Genomic DNA, 15,955 nt, shown 5'->3' on the forward strand with positions numbered 1-15,955 from the left:
CGCAGAAGCCACAAGCCACCTCACCCCCCCCGCCGTCCCGGCGGGGGGGCATTCCTCGTATGGGCGACCGGCACCCCCTGAGTACGGCCTCTCGGATTGGGGTCGGTGGTGGCGGCTGCATAGGTGACAGCGGAAAGCACCCGCGTCGCGTTGCCGTCCAAGGCACCGGCGCCCGCGGCCCCGCCGACGCGCGAGAGGGGACTGGCCGGCCACCGATTTCCGAGGCGCTCCCGCCCGCCCGTCCTCCCTCACCTTTTCTCGTTCGGTAGGCGGCAGGGGGTGCGCAGAGGGGATGTCAGCACCCCGACCACGCTCCTCCCAGCCGGGGTGCTCAGCTGGTGGTAATGAGGTTTTTCTCGAACGCGGCGATGTAGTTGGACAGGTGGTGGTCTCTGATGGCGTCGGTCTCGGGGGCGAATAGGTCGGCCCCGACGCCCTTGGCCCGGTCCTTCAGTGCTGCGATCAGCGGCATGGTCTGGTGGAGCCGGCCGGCCGCGTCGAAGTAGCGTAGCGCGTCGACGTGCGTGTAGGCGGGCTCGGGCGGCAGGTGCGGGACGATGTCGTTGTTGTTGACGAAGCGGTAGCAGCGGTCGGCGAACGCCTTGTTGTGTGCGGCGGCCAGGAGCCGTTCGCAGGTGCGGGGCTGGCCGAAGGTGTAGACCCCGTCGGCGAGCAGCCGCGGCTGCTCGAAGTACAGGCGGGTCCCGGCCAGCATCGCCAGTGCCGCGCCGAGGCTGTGGCCGGTGAACCAAATGCTCTGCCCCTGGTCGCGGAACTCCGCGATGGTGTCGAGGATCTGGGGGTAGACGGACTGCAGGGCCTGGTGGAATCCGTAGTGGACGAAGCCCTTGTTGCCTGGTCCGGGGACGGGCGGGGTGTCGACGTCGGTGAGCCAGTCGCGGATCTTGGCCACCTCGGTACCGCGGAAGCCCGTGACGATCATCCGGTCGCTGGCCATGACGTATGCCTGGGTGTCCTCGATCGGGAACGGCATCTTGTGCGTCGACTCGAAGTACCGGACCCGGTCGAAACCCCAAGCGTTTGCCTGGGCCTCGATGCCGTCCCGGTCCAGCGAGGCCAGCCCGGCCGCACGGCCCATCCAGTAGGCGTGCGGCAGGGAGTAACGGGTCGTCGCATGGTCCAGGGCGGGAATGGTCATCAGTGTCCTTCACGAAAGCCGGGCCCCCTGCCAGCAACGTAGCCACGCGATGAGCACAGCGGAACCGGACGCGCCCGTGACCACCCGGACGGGCGCAACCCCACCGGCGCCGCGGCACGAGGGCCTGAGGACCCCGGCTGAGTACCGGCCGGGAGTGGGCATCAGTGCACGATCCGGACCGCCCGGCGTCCGACGCCCCCCTGGGCCGGCCGGGACTGTAAATCGTTCGGCTCTGTTCAGTAGTCGGTGGTGACGGTGCGTTCTCCTTATTGCAGGAGGATGCGGTGACGGAGGAGGTCGAATCCTGCTCGGCCGTGCATCTGCCGCATGATCTTCTTGGTTCGGGTATTGACGCCTTCTGTCCGGCCGTTGTGGTGGGGCAGGGTGAGGCTGAACCCTCCCCTTGATCGTGGACACCTGGAGCCTGGGACGTGAGAGCCCAGAGGAAGCAGTGCCAGGTGGGAAGCAAGTACACGAAGCGGTACTCAGAGGAGTACAAGCGGGACGCGATCGAACGCGTGCGGTCGTTGGGACGGACGGTGACCGAGGTCGCCCGGGAGCTCGGGGTCAGTTCGGAGTCACTGCGGGGCTGGGTGAAGAAGGACCGCGCTGCCCAGGACACCGGATCGGGACCTGGTTCCGTGCGAGCGGGGCGGGCCGCCGACGATCGGGACGAGGAGCTGAAGCGGCTGCGGAAGCTGACCGCCGAGCAGGCGAAGACGATCGAGATCCTGAAAAAGGCGACTGCCTTCTTCGTGAAGGAGAGCGACCGGTGAGCAAGATATGCCGGTTCATCCACGCGGAGAAGGCGAACTATGCGGTCACGCTGCTGTGCAAGGTGATGAGGACCGCCCGCTCCACGTACTACGCGTGGGTGGCCGGGCGGCAGGTCCGCGAAGCGCGGCGGCGGGCGGATGAGGCCCTGGCCCACGAGATCACGGTGATCCAACTGGCTTCCCGGCGGAACTACGGCGTCACCGCCGAACTGCGCCGACAGGGCCGACTGATCAACCGCAAGCGGGTGGAGCGGGTCATGTGGGAGCACGGCATCGCCGGGCACAGCCGGCGCACCGGACGCCGCGGCCTGACCAAGGCCGACACCAGGGCCGCCCCGTCGCCGGATCTGATCGGCCGGGACTTCACCGCGACCCGCCCCGGTACGGAGATCGTCGGGGGCATCACCTACATCCCCACCGCCGAGGGCTGGCTCTGCCTCGCCGCGTGGCTGGACCTGGCGACCCGGGAGGTGATCGGCTACTCGATGGCCGACCACCATCGTGCCGAACTCGTTGTCGATGCCCTGGACATGGCTGCCGCGCTGGGCCGCCTGGAGCCCGGCTGCGTGATCCACAGCGACCGCGGATCGGAACACACCTCCGTCCAACTCCGCATGACAATCGGCGAGTTGGAGTGTCGGAGAAGCATGGGGCGGACCGGCAGCTGCTTCGACGACGCCGCCGCCGCGGAGAGTTTCTGGGCCGTGCTCAAAGAGGAGATCGGCACCCGCTTCTGGCCCGACCGGGCCACCGTCCGCACCGACATCTTCGACTTCGTCGAGACCTTGGGCCCTGACCCCGGGTTTTGGACACCAGAGACACTTGGATCTTGATGGTCCGGGTGGATATGGAGTCCCGCACAGATGGCTATGAAGCACTACCCCGCCGGGTTCAAGGCGGACGCGGTCACGTTGTACCGCTCGAGGCCGGGAGCGACGATCAAGTCGGTCGCCACCGATCTCGGCGTGAACACCGAGACACTGCGCAACTGGATCCGGGCCGCTGAGGGACGGCGCCCCGGAGCGCACTCTGCGCCGCGTGCCCAGGCTCCGACCCAGGTCCCGGGCCCGGTGGAAGCAGAGCTCGCCGCCGCCCGCAAGAGGATCCGCGTGCTGGAGGAGGAACGCGATATTCTCCGCAAGGCTGCCCGGTATTTCGCCGGGGAGACGCGCTGGTGACCCGCTGCCAGTTCGTCGCCGACCACCAGCGCCGTTACGGCGTCAAGCGGCTGTGCACCATCATCGGGATCGCCCGGTCCAGCTTCTACTACTGGCGCAGGACCGCGCCCGCGCGGGCCGCCCGGCAGGCCGCCGACCACCAGCTCGCGCGGCGGATACGGGCCGTGCACACCGAGTCGGACGGCACCTACGGGGTCCCGCGTGTCACCGCCGAACTCCGCGAGGACGGCGAACGCGTGAACCACAAGAGTGTCGCCCGCGTCATGCGGACCATCGGGCTCGCCGGCCTGCGCCTGCGCAAGAAGCACCGCACCACGATCCCGGCTGCCGTGAAGGCCGCGGACCTGATCGGACGGGACTCCACCGCCGAGCATCCGAACACCAAGTACGTCGGTGACATCACGTACTTGCCAGTGAGCGGCGCGAAGCCGCTCTACCTGGCGACGGTTATCGATCTGTGCTCACGCCGCCTGGCGGGATGGGCGATCGCCGACCATATGCGGGCCGAACTCGTCGTCGACGCCCTGGCCGCAGCCGCGTGGACCCGCGGCAGTCTCGACGGCGCGATCTTTCACTGCGACCACGGTTCGCAATATACGAGTGCCGTGTTCGCTGACGCCTGCGAACGAGCCGGCGTGAGAAGGAGTATGAGCGCGGTCGGTAGCAGCGCGGACAACGCCGCCGCGGAGAGCTGGAACGCGTCCATGAAGAGGGAGACGCTCAAGGGCGCGAAGGCATGGCCCACCGCTCGCCACGCGCGGCTCGCGGCGTTCCACTGGGCCAGCCGCTACAACACCCGACGCCGGCACTCCCGCCTCGGACAACGCTCCCCGATCGCCTACGAGAACGCGCTCTTCGCACCCCCAACTACACTTCCCGAAACCGCATAACCCCGTGTCCAACGTCCGGGGTCAGGCCCCCCTTGCGCGATCGATGAGGGTGGGCTGTGGCAGGGCAGGGCGAGGAGGCTGACGGCAACGGCAACGGCAACGGCAACGGTGCCGAGCCCGACCAGCCGGCCGCGGACAGCGTCCGCGTCGTCTCCGCCCACACCGTGATGCCGTTGTGGACCGGCGAGCAAGGCGGCGAAGCCCGGCTGATGCTGACGACATCCGGCGCGGCCCCGGTCGAGGTGTGGTGGCGGCAGCTTCGGCCGGGCGAGGAATATCCCAGCCATCCCCACCAGGCCGGGGCCGTCGAGACCGTCAGTGTCACTCCGGCGGGATGACCCTGGTGGTCGACGGCGCCGAGCACTCCGTCGAAGCCGGGCAGACCGCTGCCTTCGACGGCGACTCCCCCCGCGCCTACCGCGGCGTCGGCACCGAAACCTGCCACCTGATCATGACCGTCCACCTGCCGCCCGGCCCCGCCTCCATGGCCTGACCTATGCGGCGTGGGGCGGTCGGTATGTAACGTGAACGGTCCCGGCCTTTCAAGGTTCGACATGACTCGCTGCCGATGCGCCGCCTCGGCCCCGGAGACCGTCGGCACGACGATGCGCGGCACCATCAGGAGCACCCGGCGGGCGGCTGGTCCCTCTCTCCTCGACCGTGCCGGGCCGCGACTGCGGCCGGCTCACGCACTGCCCCACGCCCCACCGCCCCCGCCCAGCCGACAGGAAGACCGACCCGATGAAGCAGCGCGTCCGCGCCATCCTGCTCACCACGCTCCTGATGATGCGCATCCGCCTTGGCGGAGAACCCGCTTGGTGATCGTCGGAGGCAGCGTCGCCCACCATGAGGCGGCTTCTGTGCCTACCGTGCGCCGGGCATGGTCCGCTCGGGCTGTGCGAAGGTTCCGGCGACGCGAAGACCCCGGCAAGGAAGGCCCTTGCCGGGGTCTGGGGGTGAACCGGCTCCAGGGGGAGCCGGTCCTAGCGGTTCGCGTAAGCGTCGAGCTCCGCCAGGAAGCGGTCGCGGATCGCCGGGGCCGCCCAGGAGATGTCGATCGCGTTGCGCTGGAGGCGGACCAGGTCGGCGTCCGTGAGGGAGGCCGGGGCCGGGCGCAGGACGGCCAGGTTCTCGGCGACGTAGCCGGGGAAGTAGGCCGGGTCGTCGGAGTTGACCGTGACCTTGACGCCCTGGTCGAGCAAGGCCCGGATCTCGGCGGCCTTCGGACCGTCCGTGACATGCGAGTTGGATATCGGGCAGACCGTGAGGCCGAGGCCCTTCTCGCGGATGGCGGCGATCAGCGCCGGGTCCTCCAGGGCGTTGACGCCGTGGTCGATGCGGTCGACGCCGATCTCCTCGATCACCTGGCGAATGTGTTCGGTGGAGTTCTTCTGGTCCACGTCGCAGTGCATCGTCATGCGGTAGCCCTCGGCGCGGGCCCGCGCGAACACCTCGCGGAACTTGACCGGCGGGTTGCCCGCCTCGTCCGAGTCGAGGCCGACGCCAACGATCCAGTCCTTGTACGGCAGGGACTGCACCAGGGTCGCCATCGCGAACTCGGCCTGGAAGTCCCGCAGGAAGCACATCACGAGCCGGCCGGTGAAGCCGGTCGCGCGCCCGGCGTCGTCCAGGGCGCGCGTCAGGCCGCGGATCACGGTGTCGAAGGAGACGCCGCGCGCGGTGTGCGCCTGCGGGTCGAAGAAGATCTCCGCGTAGCGCACGTTCTGGGAGTGGGCCTTGGCCGCGTAGGCCGCCGCCAGGTCGTAGAAGTCCTGCTCGGTACGGAGCACGGACATGCCCTCGTAGTAGACGGCGAGGAAGCCGGGCAGGTCGTCGAAGTCGTACGCGGCCTGCAGCGCGGCCTCGTCGGTGTACGGCAGCTCGATGCCGTTGCGCTCGGCGAGCGCGAACTTGAGACCGGGCTCCAGGGTGCCCTCGATGTGCAGGTGCAGCTCGCACTTGGGCAGCCCGGCGATGAACGCGTCGATGGTCGTGGTCATGAGGTCCTCAACTCCTGGGTTCTCTAGGTCAGCCGGCGGCCGGGGCGAGGATGTCGACGACGTCCTGCGTGTGGTAGTTGACGACGCCGAGGTCGGTGACCGCGTACTCGGGGATCGCGGTGATCTCCAGGAAGATCAGGAAGCCGAAGGCGGAGGGGAGTTCGCAGCCGAGCGCGCGGGCGGCGGCCTCCAGGCGGTCCTCGGCCGCGGCCATCTCCTCGGGCGCGAGGTCCGAGACGATGCCGGCCACGGGCAGCGGCAGGAACTCCTTGATCTCTCCGTTCTCGACGACGACCTGGCCGCCGCCGTGCTGGGAGAGATGGTTGACGGCGAGCGCGATGTCGGTGCGGTCGGCGCCGACGCAGATGATGTTGTTGTCGTCGGGCGCGGCGGAGGAGGCGATGGCGCCGGAGCGCAGCCCGAAGCCGTTGATCATCGCGGTGACGGTGGCGCCGTCCTTCTTGCCGTAGCGCTCGGAGACCGTGACATAGAGGGCGTCGTGGTCGGTGTCGGCGCGGACCGTGCAGTCGACGACGGGCAGCGTCATCGGCACGCCCTTGCGGACGAACGGAACGGTGCGGTCCATCTCGACCACCAGCACGTCCGCGCTGTCGCCCTCGGCGCGCACGCCGATGCCGTCCGCGGTGACCGGGGCGACCTGGAAGGCCGGGGAGAGGGCGGCGGAGCGCTCGGGGGCCTGCGGGGCGTTCAGCGTGCGGCCGCCCTCGGCAACGAGCTCGCCGCGCGCGAAGACCCGCTCGACCTGGAAGGACTCGGGGGAGTCGACGATCAGCACGTCGGCGTAGCGGCCGGGCGTGAGGGAACCGACGAGGTGGTCGATGCGGTACATCTCGGCGCAGTTGAGGGTGGCCATCTGGATCGCCTCGACGGGTCGTACACCCGCCTTGATCGCCATGCGGACCAGCTTGTCGAGGTGGCCCTCGCGCAGGATGTCGGCGACGTGCATGTCGTCGGTGCAGAAGCCGACGCGGCGGGACTGGGCGCCGAACTCGGTGACAGTACGCACGTTCTCGTTCATGAAGTGCGCGACGGAGGACTCGCGGATCAGCAGCGACATGCCGGCCCGCAGCTTCATCAGGGCCTCCTCGGCGGTGTAGCTCTCGTGATCGAGACGGACACCGGCGGCGGCCAGGGCGTTGATGGTGGTGGGGGCGGCCATCGGGGCGCAGCCGAAGATCGGCAGGCGGTTCCGGTGGGCGAGTTCGAGGGCGCGCAGCACCTTCTCGTCGCGGTTGAGGACGAACTCGGCGACGGTCTCCCACACGCCGAAGCACTCCGCCCACTCCTGGGTCTCGGCGTGCTCGTCGGGCCCGAAGGAGAAACCGACCGTCGTCTCGGGCAGCGTGTACGGGGTCTTGAACGGCGCGCCCCAGAAGATCTTCATCGGCGACGCGTCGGCCTCGCGCAGCGCCTCACGCACCCCGTCGAGCCCGGCGACGACAAGGAACTGGTCAAGTCCGGAGATCACCGAGGTGGTGCCGTAGCGGACGACGGCGTCGGCGAACATCGTCACCGACAGCTTGGAGCACTCCAGGTGAAGATGGCCGTCGATGAGACCGGGGGTGAGGTACTTGCCGGTCGCGTCGACGATCTCCGTGTCCGGGCCCTCGTACGCGGCGACATCGCCGGTGGCAGCGATGCGGTCGCCGGTGATGGCTACGTCGGCCGGGTAGATCTCGCCGGTGCAGACGTTGACGAGTTGCCCGCCGCGGATGATCCGGTCGGCCTTGACGACTCCCTCACCGGCATCGATGAGCTGGCGGAGGCTGGGCTGGTTCATGGTGTTTCGGCTCCAGTGGGCGTACGTGGGTGAGGAAGTCGGGGAGGTCAGAGTGTGGCGGTCAGCTCGGCCTCGGCGCGCACGGTGCGCCGTGCCAGCAGCCAATAGGTGACGCCGGCGACGAGCGCGCCCGCGAAGACGGACAGGTCCAGGCCGCCTGCGGCGTCGGACAGCGGTCCGGTGAAGACGGTCGAGTCGACCCAGAGCACGGCGGCCGCGAAGCCGAGCAGGACGGCGATCAGACCGGCGGGGCGGATGCCGCCCTTGTGCCAGTAGATGCCTTCGCTGCCGCTCTCCTTCGGGAAGAGGGACGGCACGTGGTAGCGGCCGCGGCGCAGCGCCCAGTCGGTCAGGTAGACGGCGGCCCAAGGGCCGAGCCACAGCACGATGAGGCTGAGGAAGTTCGAGAGCAGCGTGTAGAAGTCGGCGGAGAAGACGGCCCACAGGGTGATGGCCGTGCACAGCGTGAGGTCGACGAAGACGACCATCCAGCGCTTGATCGGGATGCCGACGGCGAGCAGGTTCAGGCCTGAGGAGTACATGTCCGTGGTGTTCACGGCGAGCAGCGAGACGATCGCGAGCAGCAGGTACGGGGTGGTGAACCAGCCGGGCAGGATATCCGGGAGCCCGGAGACGGGGTCGGCGGCGTTGGTGGTCGCTGTGGCGACGGCGGCGCCGAGGACCTGGAGCAGGATGTTGGGCACCATGCCGCCGAGCGCGGCGCAGGCGAAGACCTTGCGGGGCGCGGAGTCGGCGGGCAGGTAGCGCGAGTAGTCGCTGCCCATGTCGGCCCAGGACAGGCCGCCGGACGCGGTGACCATGGCGAGCACGAGGGAGACCGTCACGAGGGACGGCGCGTCGCCGTGGGTACCGAAGTCGGCCTTGGGGACGACGAGGAATGCCATGATGGCGAACATCGCGGCGAAGATCCAGGCGAAGTACTTCTGGACCTTCATGATCAGGTGGTAGCCGGACAGCGGCAGCAGCATCTGCAGCCCGGCGGCGACCGCGATGACCAGCAGTTTCACCGGTGTGCCGGTGGTGATGCCGGCCTGGTCGAGCAGGGCGAGCCCGGCGAGCACGATCAGCACCATGCCGCCGGCCTCGAAGCCGACGAGCATGACCCAGCTGAGCAGCGCGGGCAGCTTGCCGCCGCGCGGGCCGAACGCGGCGCGCGAGACGGAGTGGGTGGACGTGCCTGTGCGCGGGCCCTGCAGGCTGGTGAGGCCGGTGACGGCGAAGCCCAGGATGTTGCCGACGACGATGAGCGCGACCGCGTACCAGAACGACAGGCCGAAGGAGACGACGAGCGCTCCGTAGACCACGGTGAACACGGTGGTGTTGGTGCCGGCCCACAGTCCGAACAGGCGGCTCGGGCCGCCCTGCCGTTCGGCGTCGGGGACGGCGTCGATGCCTCGACGCTCGACCGTGAAGACGGAGGCGGAGCCCTCCGGGGTCTTCGGGGGGTCGGCGGGCTCGGGGGATGCGGGTGGGGCGGAGCGGGTGGCCTCGGCCATGGTCGGCAGGCGTCCTTTGCGGGGTGAGCGGGGTGCCTAAACGTTTTGGCATCGGGCCGGGCGTCATTGCCCAAACGTTTTGGCGATGGTCCGGAAGGTACTGCCTAAACGTTTTGGCAGTCAATCTGTAAGCTCACAGTCATGTCAGACGTCACAGAGCCGCACGGACCGCACGGGGTCGACCGGAAGCCAGGCCGACGGGGTGCGGGCGGCGGTGGTGGCCTGCGCGAGGTCGCCCGCCGGGCCGGTGTCTCCGTCACCACCGCCTCGCACGCGCTCAACGGCGTCGGCCGGGTCGGCGCCGACACCCGCGAACGCGTCCTCGCCGTCGCCCGCGACCTCGGCTACCGCGCCAACCCCAACGCCCGCGGCCTGCGCGGCGCCCGCACCGGACTCCTCGGCATCACGCACCGCACCTCCGTCGAGGGCGGCATCACCGACATCGAGTACTTCGTCAAGATCGTCAACGCGGCGACCTGGACCGCGCTGGACCGCGACTACTCCCTCGTCCTCGTCCCGCCTTCGCTCGACGGCCGCCCCTTCGAGTCACTCCCGCTCGACGGCACGATCGTCATCGACCCGCTCACCGACGACCCGCTGCTCACGCGCCTGTCCGCGATGGGTGTCCCCGTCGTCACCACCGGCCGCGACCTGTCCCGCAAGGACGCCTTCCCCTGGGTGGACAACGAACTCTCCACCTGTGCCCAGGCCGCCCTGGACCACCTGGCGGCGACCGGCGCGCAGCGCGTCGGCCTCCTCACGGGCTCCACCGGCCAGTCCTACGACGAGGATGCGGCCCGCGCCTACCGCGACTGGTGCGCGCGCACCGGCCGTCCGGTGCTGCTCGACCGCGCCGAGCCGGGCACTGACTCGACGGCCGCCGCCCGTCGCCTGCTCACCCGCCCCGGCCGGCCCGACGCGCTCTACGTCGTGATGGAGAAGTTCGGCTTCGCGACGCTTGCCGTCTGCCGCGAATTGGGCCTGTCCGTCCCGGAGGACGTCCAGATCGTGGTCGGCGCCGACGGCGAGTTCGCCCGCGGCTCCCGCCCCGCGCTGACCGCCCTGGACCTCGCCCCGGAATCCATCGGCCGCCAGGCCGCCGAACTCCTCATGAACGTCATCGGCAACCTCCCGGAGCCCGGCGCGACCCCCGAACACCGCCTGGTCCCAGCGAAGTTGCTGGAGCGGGAGTCGACGCGGCGGCGAGCGGGAGCCGAGCGGTCGTAGTCTCGGCGGTGAGAGTTCGCCGGCCATCACGGAGTGCGTGGCGCGCGGCCGAGCAGGTCGCGTGGATCGGCGCGTTGTGGCACGCGCGTCACCGGACCAGGTTTGCCTCCCGACCCCACAGTCGTCACCGCCCGCCACCCGGCATGGGCCGCAGCGGGCCCTGTCCCGGCGAGTGCCGCCGTATCGGTCCGACACCCGGCACCGTTCAGGTGGCATGGTCCCCCTGATGCCATCCGTCCTCCGGGACAGGCCGTAGGGATTGTCGTCGGAGAGCTCCGGCGGGAGGAGCCCCAGCGGGCAGGTTCTGGTAGCAGACGGGGCGCAGGAACCTGCGCATCGCCAGCGTCCCCCACCGAGGTGGTGCGCCCGTCGGACGTGGAAGGGCCCGCCGTGCACCATCGCGCGGCTCACCTCCACCCGTCGTGGCCGCGCGCCCGGCCCACCACGCCGAGGCGCCCCGGAGCCCGTGCGCCACCCACGTACGACGATCCGGGTCCGGAACCGGCTACGCGAAGGCGCGCGGGGACGGGCCCCGACGCCACTGTCACGACGCCTTGCTGCGGCACCCGGTACGACTTCCCACCCACCAGGGTGACTCTTGCCAGGCAGCAATGGTTCTTCGCCGGCCGGGCCCGGAGCATGAGCGGCATGACTCGTCATCATCTGCGCCGTCCCGCGCTCTTCACGGCTGTTTCGGCTGTTGCCGGGATCGCGCCGACTGCCGCACCTGCCACCGCTACCTGGGCCTCTTCTCACGCCCCCGCCCGTCAGGCATCCGTGGGTCAGGTCCCGTCCCTGCGCGAGCTTTCCGAACCGCCGGATGCGGTCAAGGCGCGTGAGCTGCTCGGGGACCTGGTCGTGGCCGACGAGGACGACGTCCCTGGCTACAGCAGGGCGAAGTTCCCGCACTGGATCACCCAGTACAGCACCTGCGACACCCGTGAGGCCGTGGTCCAGGGCGTGGACCAGGACGGCCAGTGCCGGGCCGTCAGCGGCACGTGGTTCCCGGAGTACTCCGGGACGCCGGCTACGACCCCGCCTTCGTCGGCGACCTGGATTCCGGTGCCCGCCTGCTCGAAGACAGCTCAGCACTCACCCGTGCGCCGGCCGGACAACCGCGCCGCTACTGCGTCCTGGGCAGCCGTCCGAGAGCAGTGACGCCGTGACTTACCTCGGATCGCATCTGCCGACCTGTGCGACCGGAACCGCCCTCGTCGTCGACGGTGGCCCGATCTCGATGATCTGACACCTGTTCCAGACCGGTGTGAGACGAACCAACCAACAGCACCTTCCACGAAGGAGTCCCATGAGCGAGAACAATCCGAGCGAAGCCGCCAAGGCAGTCGTCCGTCGCAACACCGAGGAGGTACAGAGCGGCGGGGACTTCGCCCTCTTCGATGAACTGTTCGCCGACGACTTCCTCGACCACACACCGCAGCCGGGACGTACGGCCGACAAGGCGGGCACACGCCAGCTGTACCAGGTGCTCCGCGAAGCCTTCCGCGACTTCCACGCCGTCATCCACTGGCAGTCCGCCGACGGCGACCTCGTCACCACGTACAAGACGTATCACGGCACCCACAAGGGCGAGTTCTTCGGCATCGCGCCGACCGGCAAGCAAATCAGCTTCGAAACCGTGGATGCCATGAGGGTGCGCGACGGAAAGATCACCGAGCACTGGGGCGTCGCGAACCTGTTCTCGCTGATGCAGCAACTCGGCGCACTGCCGGCTGCCGTATAGGTGCTCGACCTCTCTGTACGCGAATTCGGCCCGGCAGACCCCCGCAGTGGCCGCCCATCGGCGGCCACTGCGGGGGTCTGCCGGGCCGACAACTCAAGCCTGGGCCACCCAGGCATGGGCGGCCAGGACTGCGTACTTGTCCGGCACGGCCCCCAGCAGCGCCACCACCACGGCCAGACGTCTACCGCGGTTCGCTGCCGCCCCGAACACCCACGCCGCCCGGGGCACAGTCGGCCAAGGCCCTGCGGGACGGCGCAGTAGCGCAGAAGACCGTCCGGCCTTGTCCGTGCCGGCGGGAGCGTGGGAGCTTGCCAGGCCGGGGCCGACCGTGCCGAAGAAGCAGTCCATGGCCACGCCGCCCGGGGCACCGCGCGCCAGAGCGGCACGTACGCCCCGGCCCTCCGCATGTCCTGAACGTCAGGGCGCGGTGACCTCACGTGCCCGTGACGACTGGGCGTGCCGATTCCGCGTACAACGCCGCCGCCTGTCGGCAGAAGGCGTGCGGACGGCGAGCCGCCGGCCGGGCGGCGGAACCCGTACCGGACCTGCCGACCACGCTCCCTCCATTCGTCATCACGTCGTTCTTCGGGATCTCGACCCCGCGCTACAGAGCGCTGTACCGCCTGCACGTCGCACACCTGCGGGGGCGCGGCCTGGAAGACCCTGTCGCGAAGCTCTCGACGATGAATCCGGACGGGCTCAAGATTCCGGACACGGCCGACGGCCACCGGCTCCGGACCGCCCTCCACCACATCCGGCAGACCTGATCCCAGACGCAGATCCGTAACGGCGGCCGAGGCGGCGCCGTGCGCCACTGCCTCGGTGTTCACCGCGACGACGTGGCGCACAGAGCGCCATGGCACCCGCCCAGCACCCCTGGAATGGACTGACGGGCACACGCGAGAGGACCCATGGCTTCATCGAGCAGTAGTGGTTCTGGCGCAGTTCCGGTGCGGTCGTCGTAGTGGGCTGCTGAAGCAGGACCATCTTGCGGAGGAGTTCGAATCCGGCTCGCCCGTGGAGCTGCCTCTTGATCTTCTTGATGCGGTTCACGGAGCCTTCGGCGGCCGGAGCTCCGTTCCAGAGTGAGCCCGGCGGTGACGGCGTCGAAGTCACGGTGCGGGCGGGGGGCGAAGCCGGTGAGGCGAGCAGTTGGCTCGTGTCGACGGCGTCGTTCCAGGTTCGGGCATCGTCCGAGCCCCGGGGCCGTGCATGGCGTACGTGAAATCGATGCGGCGGCGGACCGTCTCCGCCGCCTGCCGGTCCGACATGCCCAGCAGGAACTGCAGAACGCAGACGGTGGCCAGTTGGGCCGGTGAAACGCCGGGGCGTCCGTCGCGCGGGTACCAGTCCACGAAGTCCTTGTCGCACCACAGCCCGTCCAGCCGGTCTCTCTCCCACATCGGCGTCGTACCGCCTGGGTTGCTCGCCCGTGCGATTTGCGTGGTCGGAGAAGGGACTTGCTCACCGGGACGGGGGTGGAGGGACAACGGACACCTCGGTTGCTGCATCGGCCTTCGGAACAGCCCCGAGCACGCCCGCTGATCGTGCCAGCGCACCGGGAAACTCCAAGATCCCCGCCAGAGTCAAGCCGAGGCGTACTCACGGCCGTCGACGGCGAAGTCGCGCCGGGTCCGGCCGAAGCTCGGCGGATCCCGGCGCGGCTCTGCCGAGGGCGGATGAACGACGGTGAGAGGGGGCCGCCCTGGGGCCTTGGCGGTCAGTCGACCGCAGGGGACCGGCGGTTGCCGCGGACCAGGAAGACGGCGACGAACGAGAAGACGATCATGAGGATCGTGGCCATCGAGGCGAGGAGCGACCATGCGCCGGTCTGCCCGGTGACGGCTTCGTCCACCCCGCCGCTGGCCAAGAACGTCGTCGGGTCGGTGAAGGCGTGCAGGGCGATCGCCGCCCAGATGGTGCCGGTGACCCGCATGGTGAGGTACATGCAGACGCCGAAGCCGAAGGTGTAGACGATGGTGACGAGTACCGTGCCCGCCTTCATCCCGGACAGCATGTTGGTCATGTGCATGAGGGCGAACAGGAGCGAGGACACCCCCATCACGAACCGTTCGGAGCGGCCGGCGCCGCGCAGCATCTGAACCACCAGGCCGCGCGTCACGAGTTCCTCGGCCAGGCCCACGCAGACGCCGAGCAGAGCGATGAGAGCGATCTGCTGCGGCTGCCAGCTGCTCCAGTCGGTGGCCGCCGCATGACTGATGATCGCGATGATCACGAGCGCGGGACCGACCCACATCCAGGGCTGGCGCCCCGCCACGTCCTGCCGGCCGAAGACGCGGCGCAGCCAGCCGATGGAGGCGGTGAAGCCGACCAGGGTCACGGCGCCGACCGCGATCGGCAGCACCAGGCCGAAGAAGATGCTGGCGCCGGTCGACAGCAGGTCGTCCTTGTCCACTTCGTCACCGAAGACGGCGGCGACGACACGGCCGACCAGCAGGTAGTAGGCCAGATAGGCAACGGTCACCCCAACGGCCTTCCCGACGGTCGGCCGTTCGAAGAAGCCCCTCCACCGGGCGACCGGGCCCTCGCCGACTCGCTGCGCCATCACATGTCCCATCAGTCATCTTCTGATTATTGACAATAGAGGATAAGGGCACCATGTCACCCGAATCGGCCCGGCCGACAGTGCCCAAGGCCGCCATCAAACTGAGAACCATCCCGGATACGGAAGCGAGAACTCCCACTGTCACCGGTACCGACACCACCGTCGCGCGCCGCCAGCAGAGCATGTGCTGCTCGGCTCCCTGTGGCACTGCTCACGAGTCGCAGTGTGTCGTCTCATGCGGCAGACCGGGCTGGGAAAGAGACTGGATGCCGGGGACGACCGCCCGGCGAAAGGGACCACACGATGAACACCGATGCTCAGCCGGCTCCCGTTCGGGTCCTGGTATTCGGCGCTGCACTGCGCGCCGGGTCCACCAACGCGCAGCTCGCCTCGCTGGCGTCGAACCTGATCGCCGAAATCGGTGCCGAGGTCGACCTGGCCAGGATGCGGGATTTCGACATGCCGCTGTACGACGGGGATGTGGAGAACTCCGAGGGGCTGCCTGCTGGTGCCCTGGCCCTGTGCGAAAGGATCAAGCGCTGCGATGCGTTCGTGATCTCGTCGCCCGAGTACAACGCCTCCGTCCCAGGACTGCTGAAGAACGCCATCGACTGGGTCTCCCGGGTACGGCCGCAGCCTTTCAAGACCAAGCACGCGCTGCTGCTCTCGTCCTCCCCGTCGATGATCGGCGGCAACCGCGGCCTGTGGGCGCTGAGGGTCCCGCTGGAGCACCTGGGGACACGGGTCTACCCCGACATGTTCAGCCTGCCCCGCGCGCACGAGGGCTTCACCGAGGACGGCCGACTCGCCCACCCCGGCTCCCAGGAGCGGCTCGCCGAGATCATCTGCGGGTTCATGCGGCTGGTGCGCGCCGACGTGGAGTTCGTGTGTCTGCGGCGCCGCTGGTACGAGTTCCCCGGCGATCGCACCGACGCACCGGTCACTCACCGGACCGAGGACTGAACGGGTTTGGTGCAGGTGGCCGGTTCGCACGGCGTCGCGTGGTAGGTGCTGATCACCAGGTCGGTCCCGGTGGTCGTGGCGAGGTCGACCGGGTCGCTGACGGCCTCGTGCCCGGCGTTGACGCTCACCTCGGTGGT

15 protein-coding genes and 1 pseudogene are annotated in these 15,955 nt (G+C 69.4%); 9 read left to right on the forward strand and 7 right to left on the reverse strand.

Annotated features, from left to right (window positions below):
- Positions 1 to 331: 331 nt before the first annotated feature.
- Positions 332 to 1,159, reverse strand: a complete 828-nt coding sequence (locus GA0115234_RS24305; protein WP_093545421.1) for a lipase family protein — start codon at positions 1,157 to 1,159, stop codon at positions 332 to 334.
- 458 nt (positions 1,160 to 1,617) lie between these two features.
- Here GA0115234_RS24305 and GA0115234_RS42420 point away from each other — a divergent pair, with 458 nt between their 5' ends.
- The 4 genes and pseudogenes from GA0115234_RS42420 to GA0115234_RS24325 all read left to right on the forward strand — a co-directional run.
- Positions 1,618 to 1,935, forward strand: a complete 318-nt coding sequence (locus GA0115234_RS42420; RefSeq protein ID WP_161275650.1) for a transposase — start codon at positions 1,618 to 1,620, stop codon at positions 1,933 to 1,935.
- Positions 1,932 to 2,768, forward strand: a complete 837-nt coding sequence (locus tag GA0115234_RS24315) for an IS3 family transposase (RefSeq protein WP_093545424.1) — start codon at positions 1,932 to 1,934, stop codon at positions 2,766 to 2,768. The genes GA0115234_RS42420 and GA0115234_RS24315 overlap by 4 nt, the downstream gene beginning before the upstream one ends.
- A 30-nt stretch (positions 2,769 to 2,798) precedes the next feature.
- A protein-coding gene (locus tag GA0115234_RS24320) for an IS3 family transposase (RefSeq protein WP_370804560.1) occupies positions 2,799 to 4,003 on the forward strand; the annotation gives its coding sequence in 2 pieces (ribosomal slippage) (positions 2,799 to 3,093 and positions 3,093 to 4,003; 1,206 coding nt in all).
- A gap of 134 nt (positions 4,004 to 4,137) precedes the next feature.
- A pseudogene (locus GA0115234_RS24325) lies at positions 4,138 to 4,496 on the forward strand (cupin domain-containing protein); the annotation flags it as partial.
- Between the two features lie 490 nt (positions 4,497 to 4,986).
- On the opposite strand, the gene add reads toward GA0115234_RS24325, so the two are convergent.
- Genes add through GA0115234_RS24340 form a run of 3 tightly spaced genes read right to left on the reverse strand, consistent with a single transcriptional unit; the run spans position 4,987 to position 9,321 of the window.
- Positions 4,987 to 6,003 carry an adenosine deaminase gene (add, locus tag GA0115234_RS24330; protein WP_093545430.1) on the reverse strand — a complete coding sequence of 339 codons (1,017 nt, stop codon included), beginning with the start codon at positions 6,001 to 6,003 and terminating at the stop codon, positions 4,987 to 4,989.
- A gap of 28 nt (positions 6,004 to 6,031) precedes the next feature.
- Positions 6,032 to 7,804 (reverse strand): adenine deaminase C-terminal domain-containing protein, encoded by a 1,773-nt coding sequence (locus GA0115234_RS24335; RefSeq protein WP_093545433.1) that lies wholly within the window; start codon positions 7,802 to 7,804, stop codon positions 6,032 to 6,034.
- 47 nt (positions 7,805 to 7,851) lie between these two features.
- Positions 7,852 to 9,321, reverse strand: coding sequence for a purine-cytosine permease family protein (locus GA0115234_RS24340; protein ID WP_093545436.1), 1,470 nt, complete (start codon positions 9,319 to 9,321; stop codon positions 7,852 to 7,854).
- Positions 9,322 to 9,462: 141 nt separating this feature from the next.
- Here GA0115234_RS24340 and GA0115234_RS24345 point away from each other — a divergent pair, with 141 nt between their 5' ends.
- From GA0115234_RS24345 to GA0115234_RS24360, 4 genes are all read left to right on the forward strand, one after another.
- A complete protein-coding gene (locus tag GA0115234_RS24345) occupies positions 9,463 to 10,548 on the forward strand; it encodes a LacI family DNA-binding transcriptional regulator (protein ID WP_093545439.1) in 1,086 nt (361 codons plus the stop codon).
- A gap of 648 nt (positions 10,549 to 11,196) precedes the next feature.
- Entirely contained in the window at positions 11,197 to 11,706 is a 510-nt protein-coding gene (locus GA0115234_RS44410) for a hypothetical protein (RefSeq protein ID WP_176729259.1), read from the forward strand.
- Positions 11,707 to 11,854: 148 nt separating this feature from the next.
- Positions 11,855 to 12,289, forward strand: coding sequence for an ester cyclase (locus tag GA0115234_RS24355; protein WP_093545442.1), 435 nt, complete (start codon positions 11,855 to 11,857; stop codon positions 12,287 to 12,289).
- 437 nt (positions 12,290 to 12,726) lie between these two features.
- Entirely contained in the window at positions 12,727 to 13,056 is a 330-nt protein-coding gene (locus GA0115234_RS24360) for a hypothetical protein (RefSeq protein WP_141718466.1), read from the forward strand.
- Positions 13,057 to 13,401: 345 nt separating this feature from the next.
- Here GA0115234_RS24360 and GA0115234_RS43645 read toward each other — a convergent pair whose 3' ends face one another.
- Both GA0115234_RS43645 and GA0115234_RS24370 read right to left on the reverse strand, forming a co-directional pair.
- A complete protein-coding gene (locus GA0115234_RS43645) occupies positions 13,402 to 13,692 on the reverse strand; it encodes a transposase (protein WP_237541680.1) in 291 nt (96 codons plus the stop codon).
- Between the two features lie 317 nt (positions 13,693 to 14,009).
- On the reverse strand, positions 14,010 to 14,774 hold the full coding sequence (locus GA0115234_RS24370; protein WP_202554126.1) for a CPBP family intramembrane glutamic endopeptidase: 765 nt from the start codon (positions 14,772 to 14,774) through the stop codon (positions 14,010 to 14,012).
- Positions 14,775 to 15,158: 384 nt separating this feature from the next.
- Between GA0115234_RS24370 and GA0115234_RS24375 the strand changes: the two genes are divergently transcribed.
- Entirely contained in the window at positions 15,159 to 15,818 is a 660-nt protein-coding gene (locus tag GA0115234_RS24375; RefSeq protein ID WP_093545451.1) for an NADPH-dependent FMN reductase, read from the forward strand.
- Here the strand turns inward: GA0115234_RS24375 and GA0115234_RS42430 are convergent.
- Entirely contained in the window at positions 15,800 to 15,946 is a 147-nt protein-coding gene (locus GA0115234_RS42430) for a hypothetical protein (RefSeq protein ID WP_161275651.1), read from the reverse strand. The two genes, GA0115234_RS24375 and GA0115234_RS42430, sit on opposite strands and share 19 nt — an antisense overlap.
- Positions 15,947 to 15,955 lie beyond the last annotated feature (9 nt).

It is taken from the genome of Streptomyces sp. DvalAA-43, from assembly GCF_900091725.1.
GTDB classification, from domain to species: domain Bacteria; phylum Actinomycetota; class Actinomycetes; order Streptomycetales; family Streptomycetaceae; genus Streptomyces; species Streptomyces pulveraceus.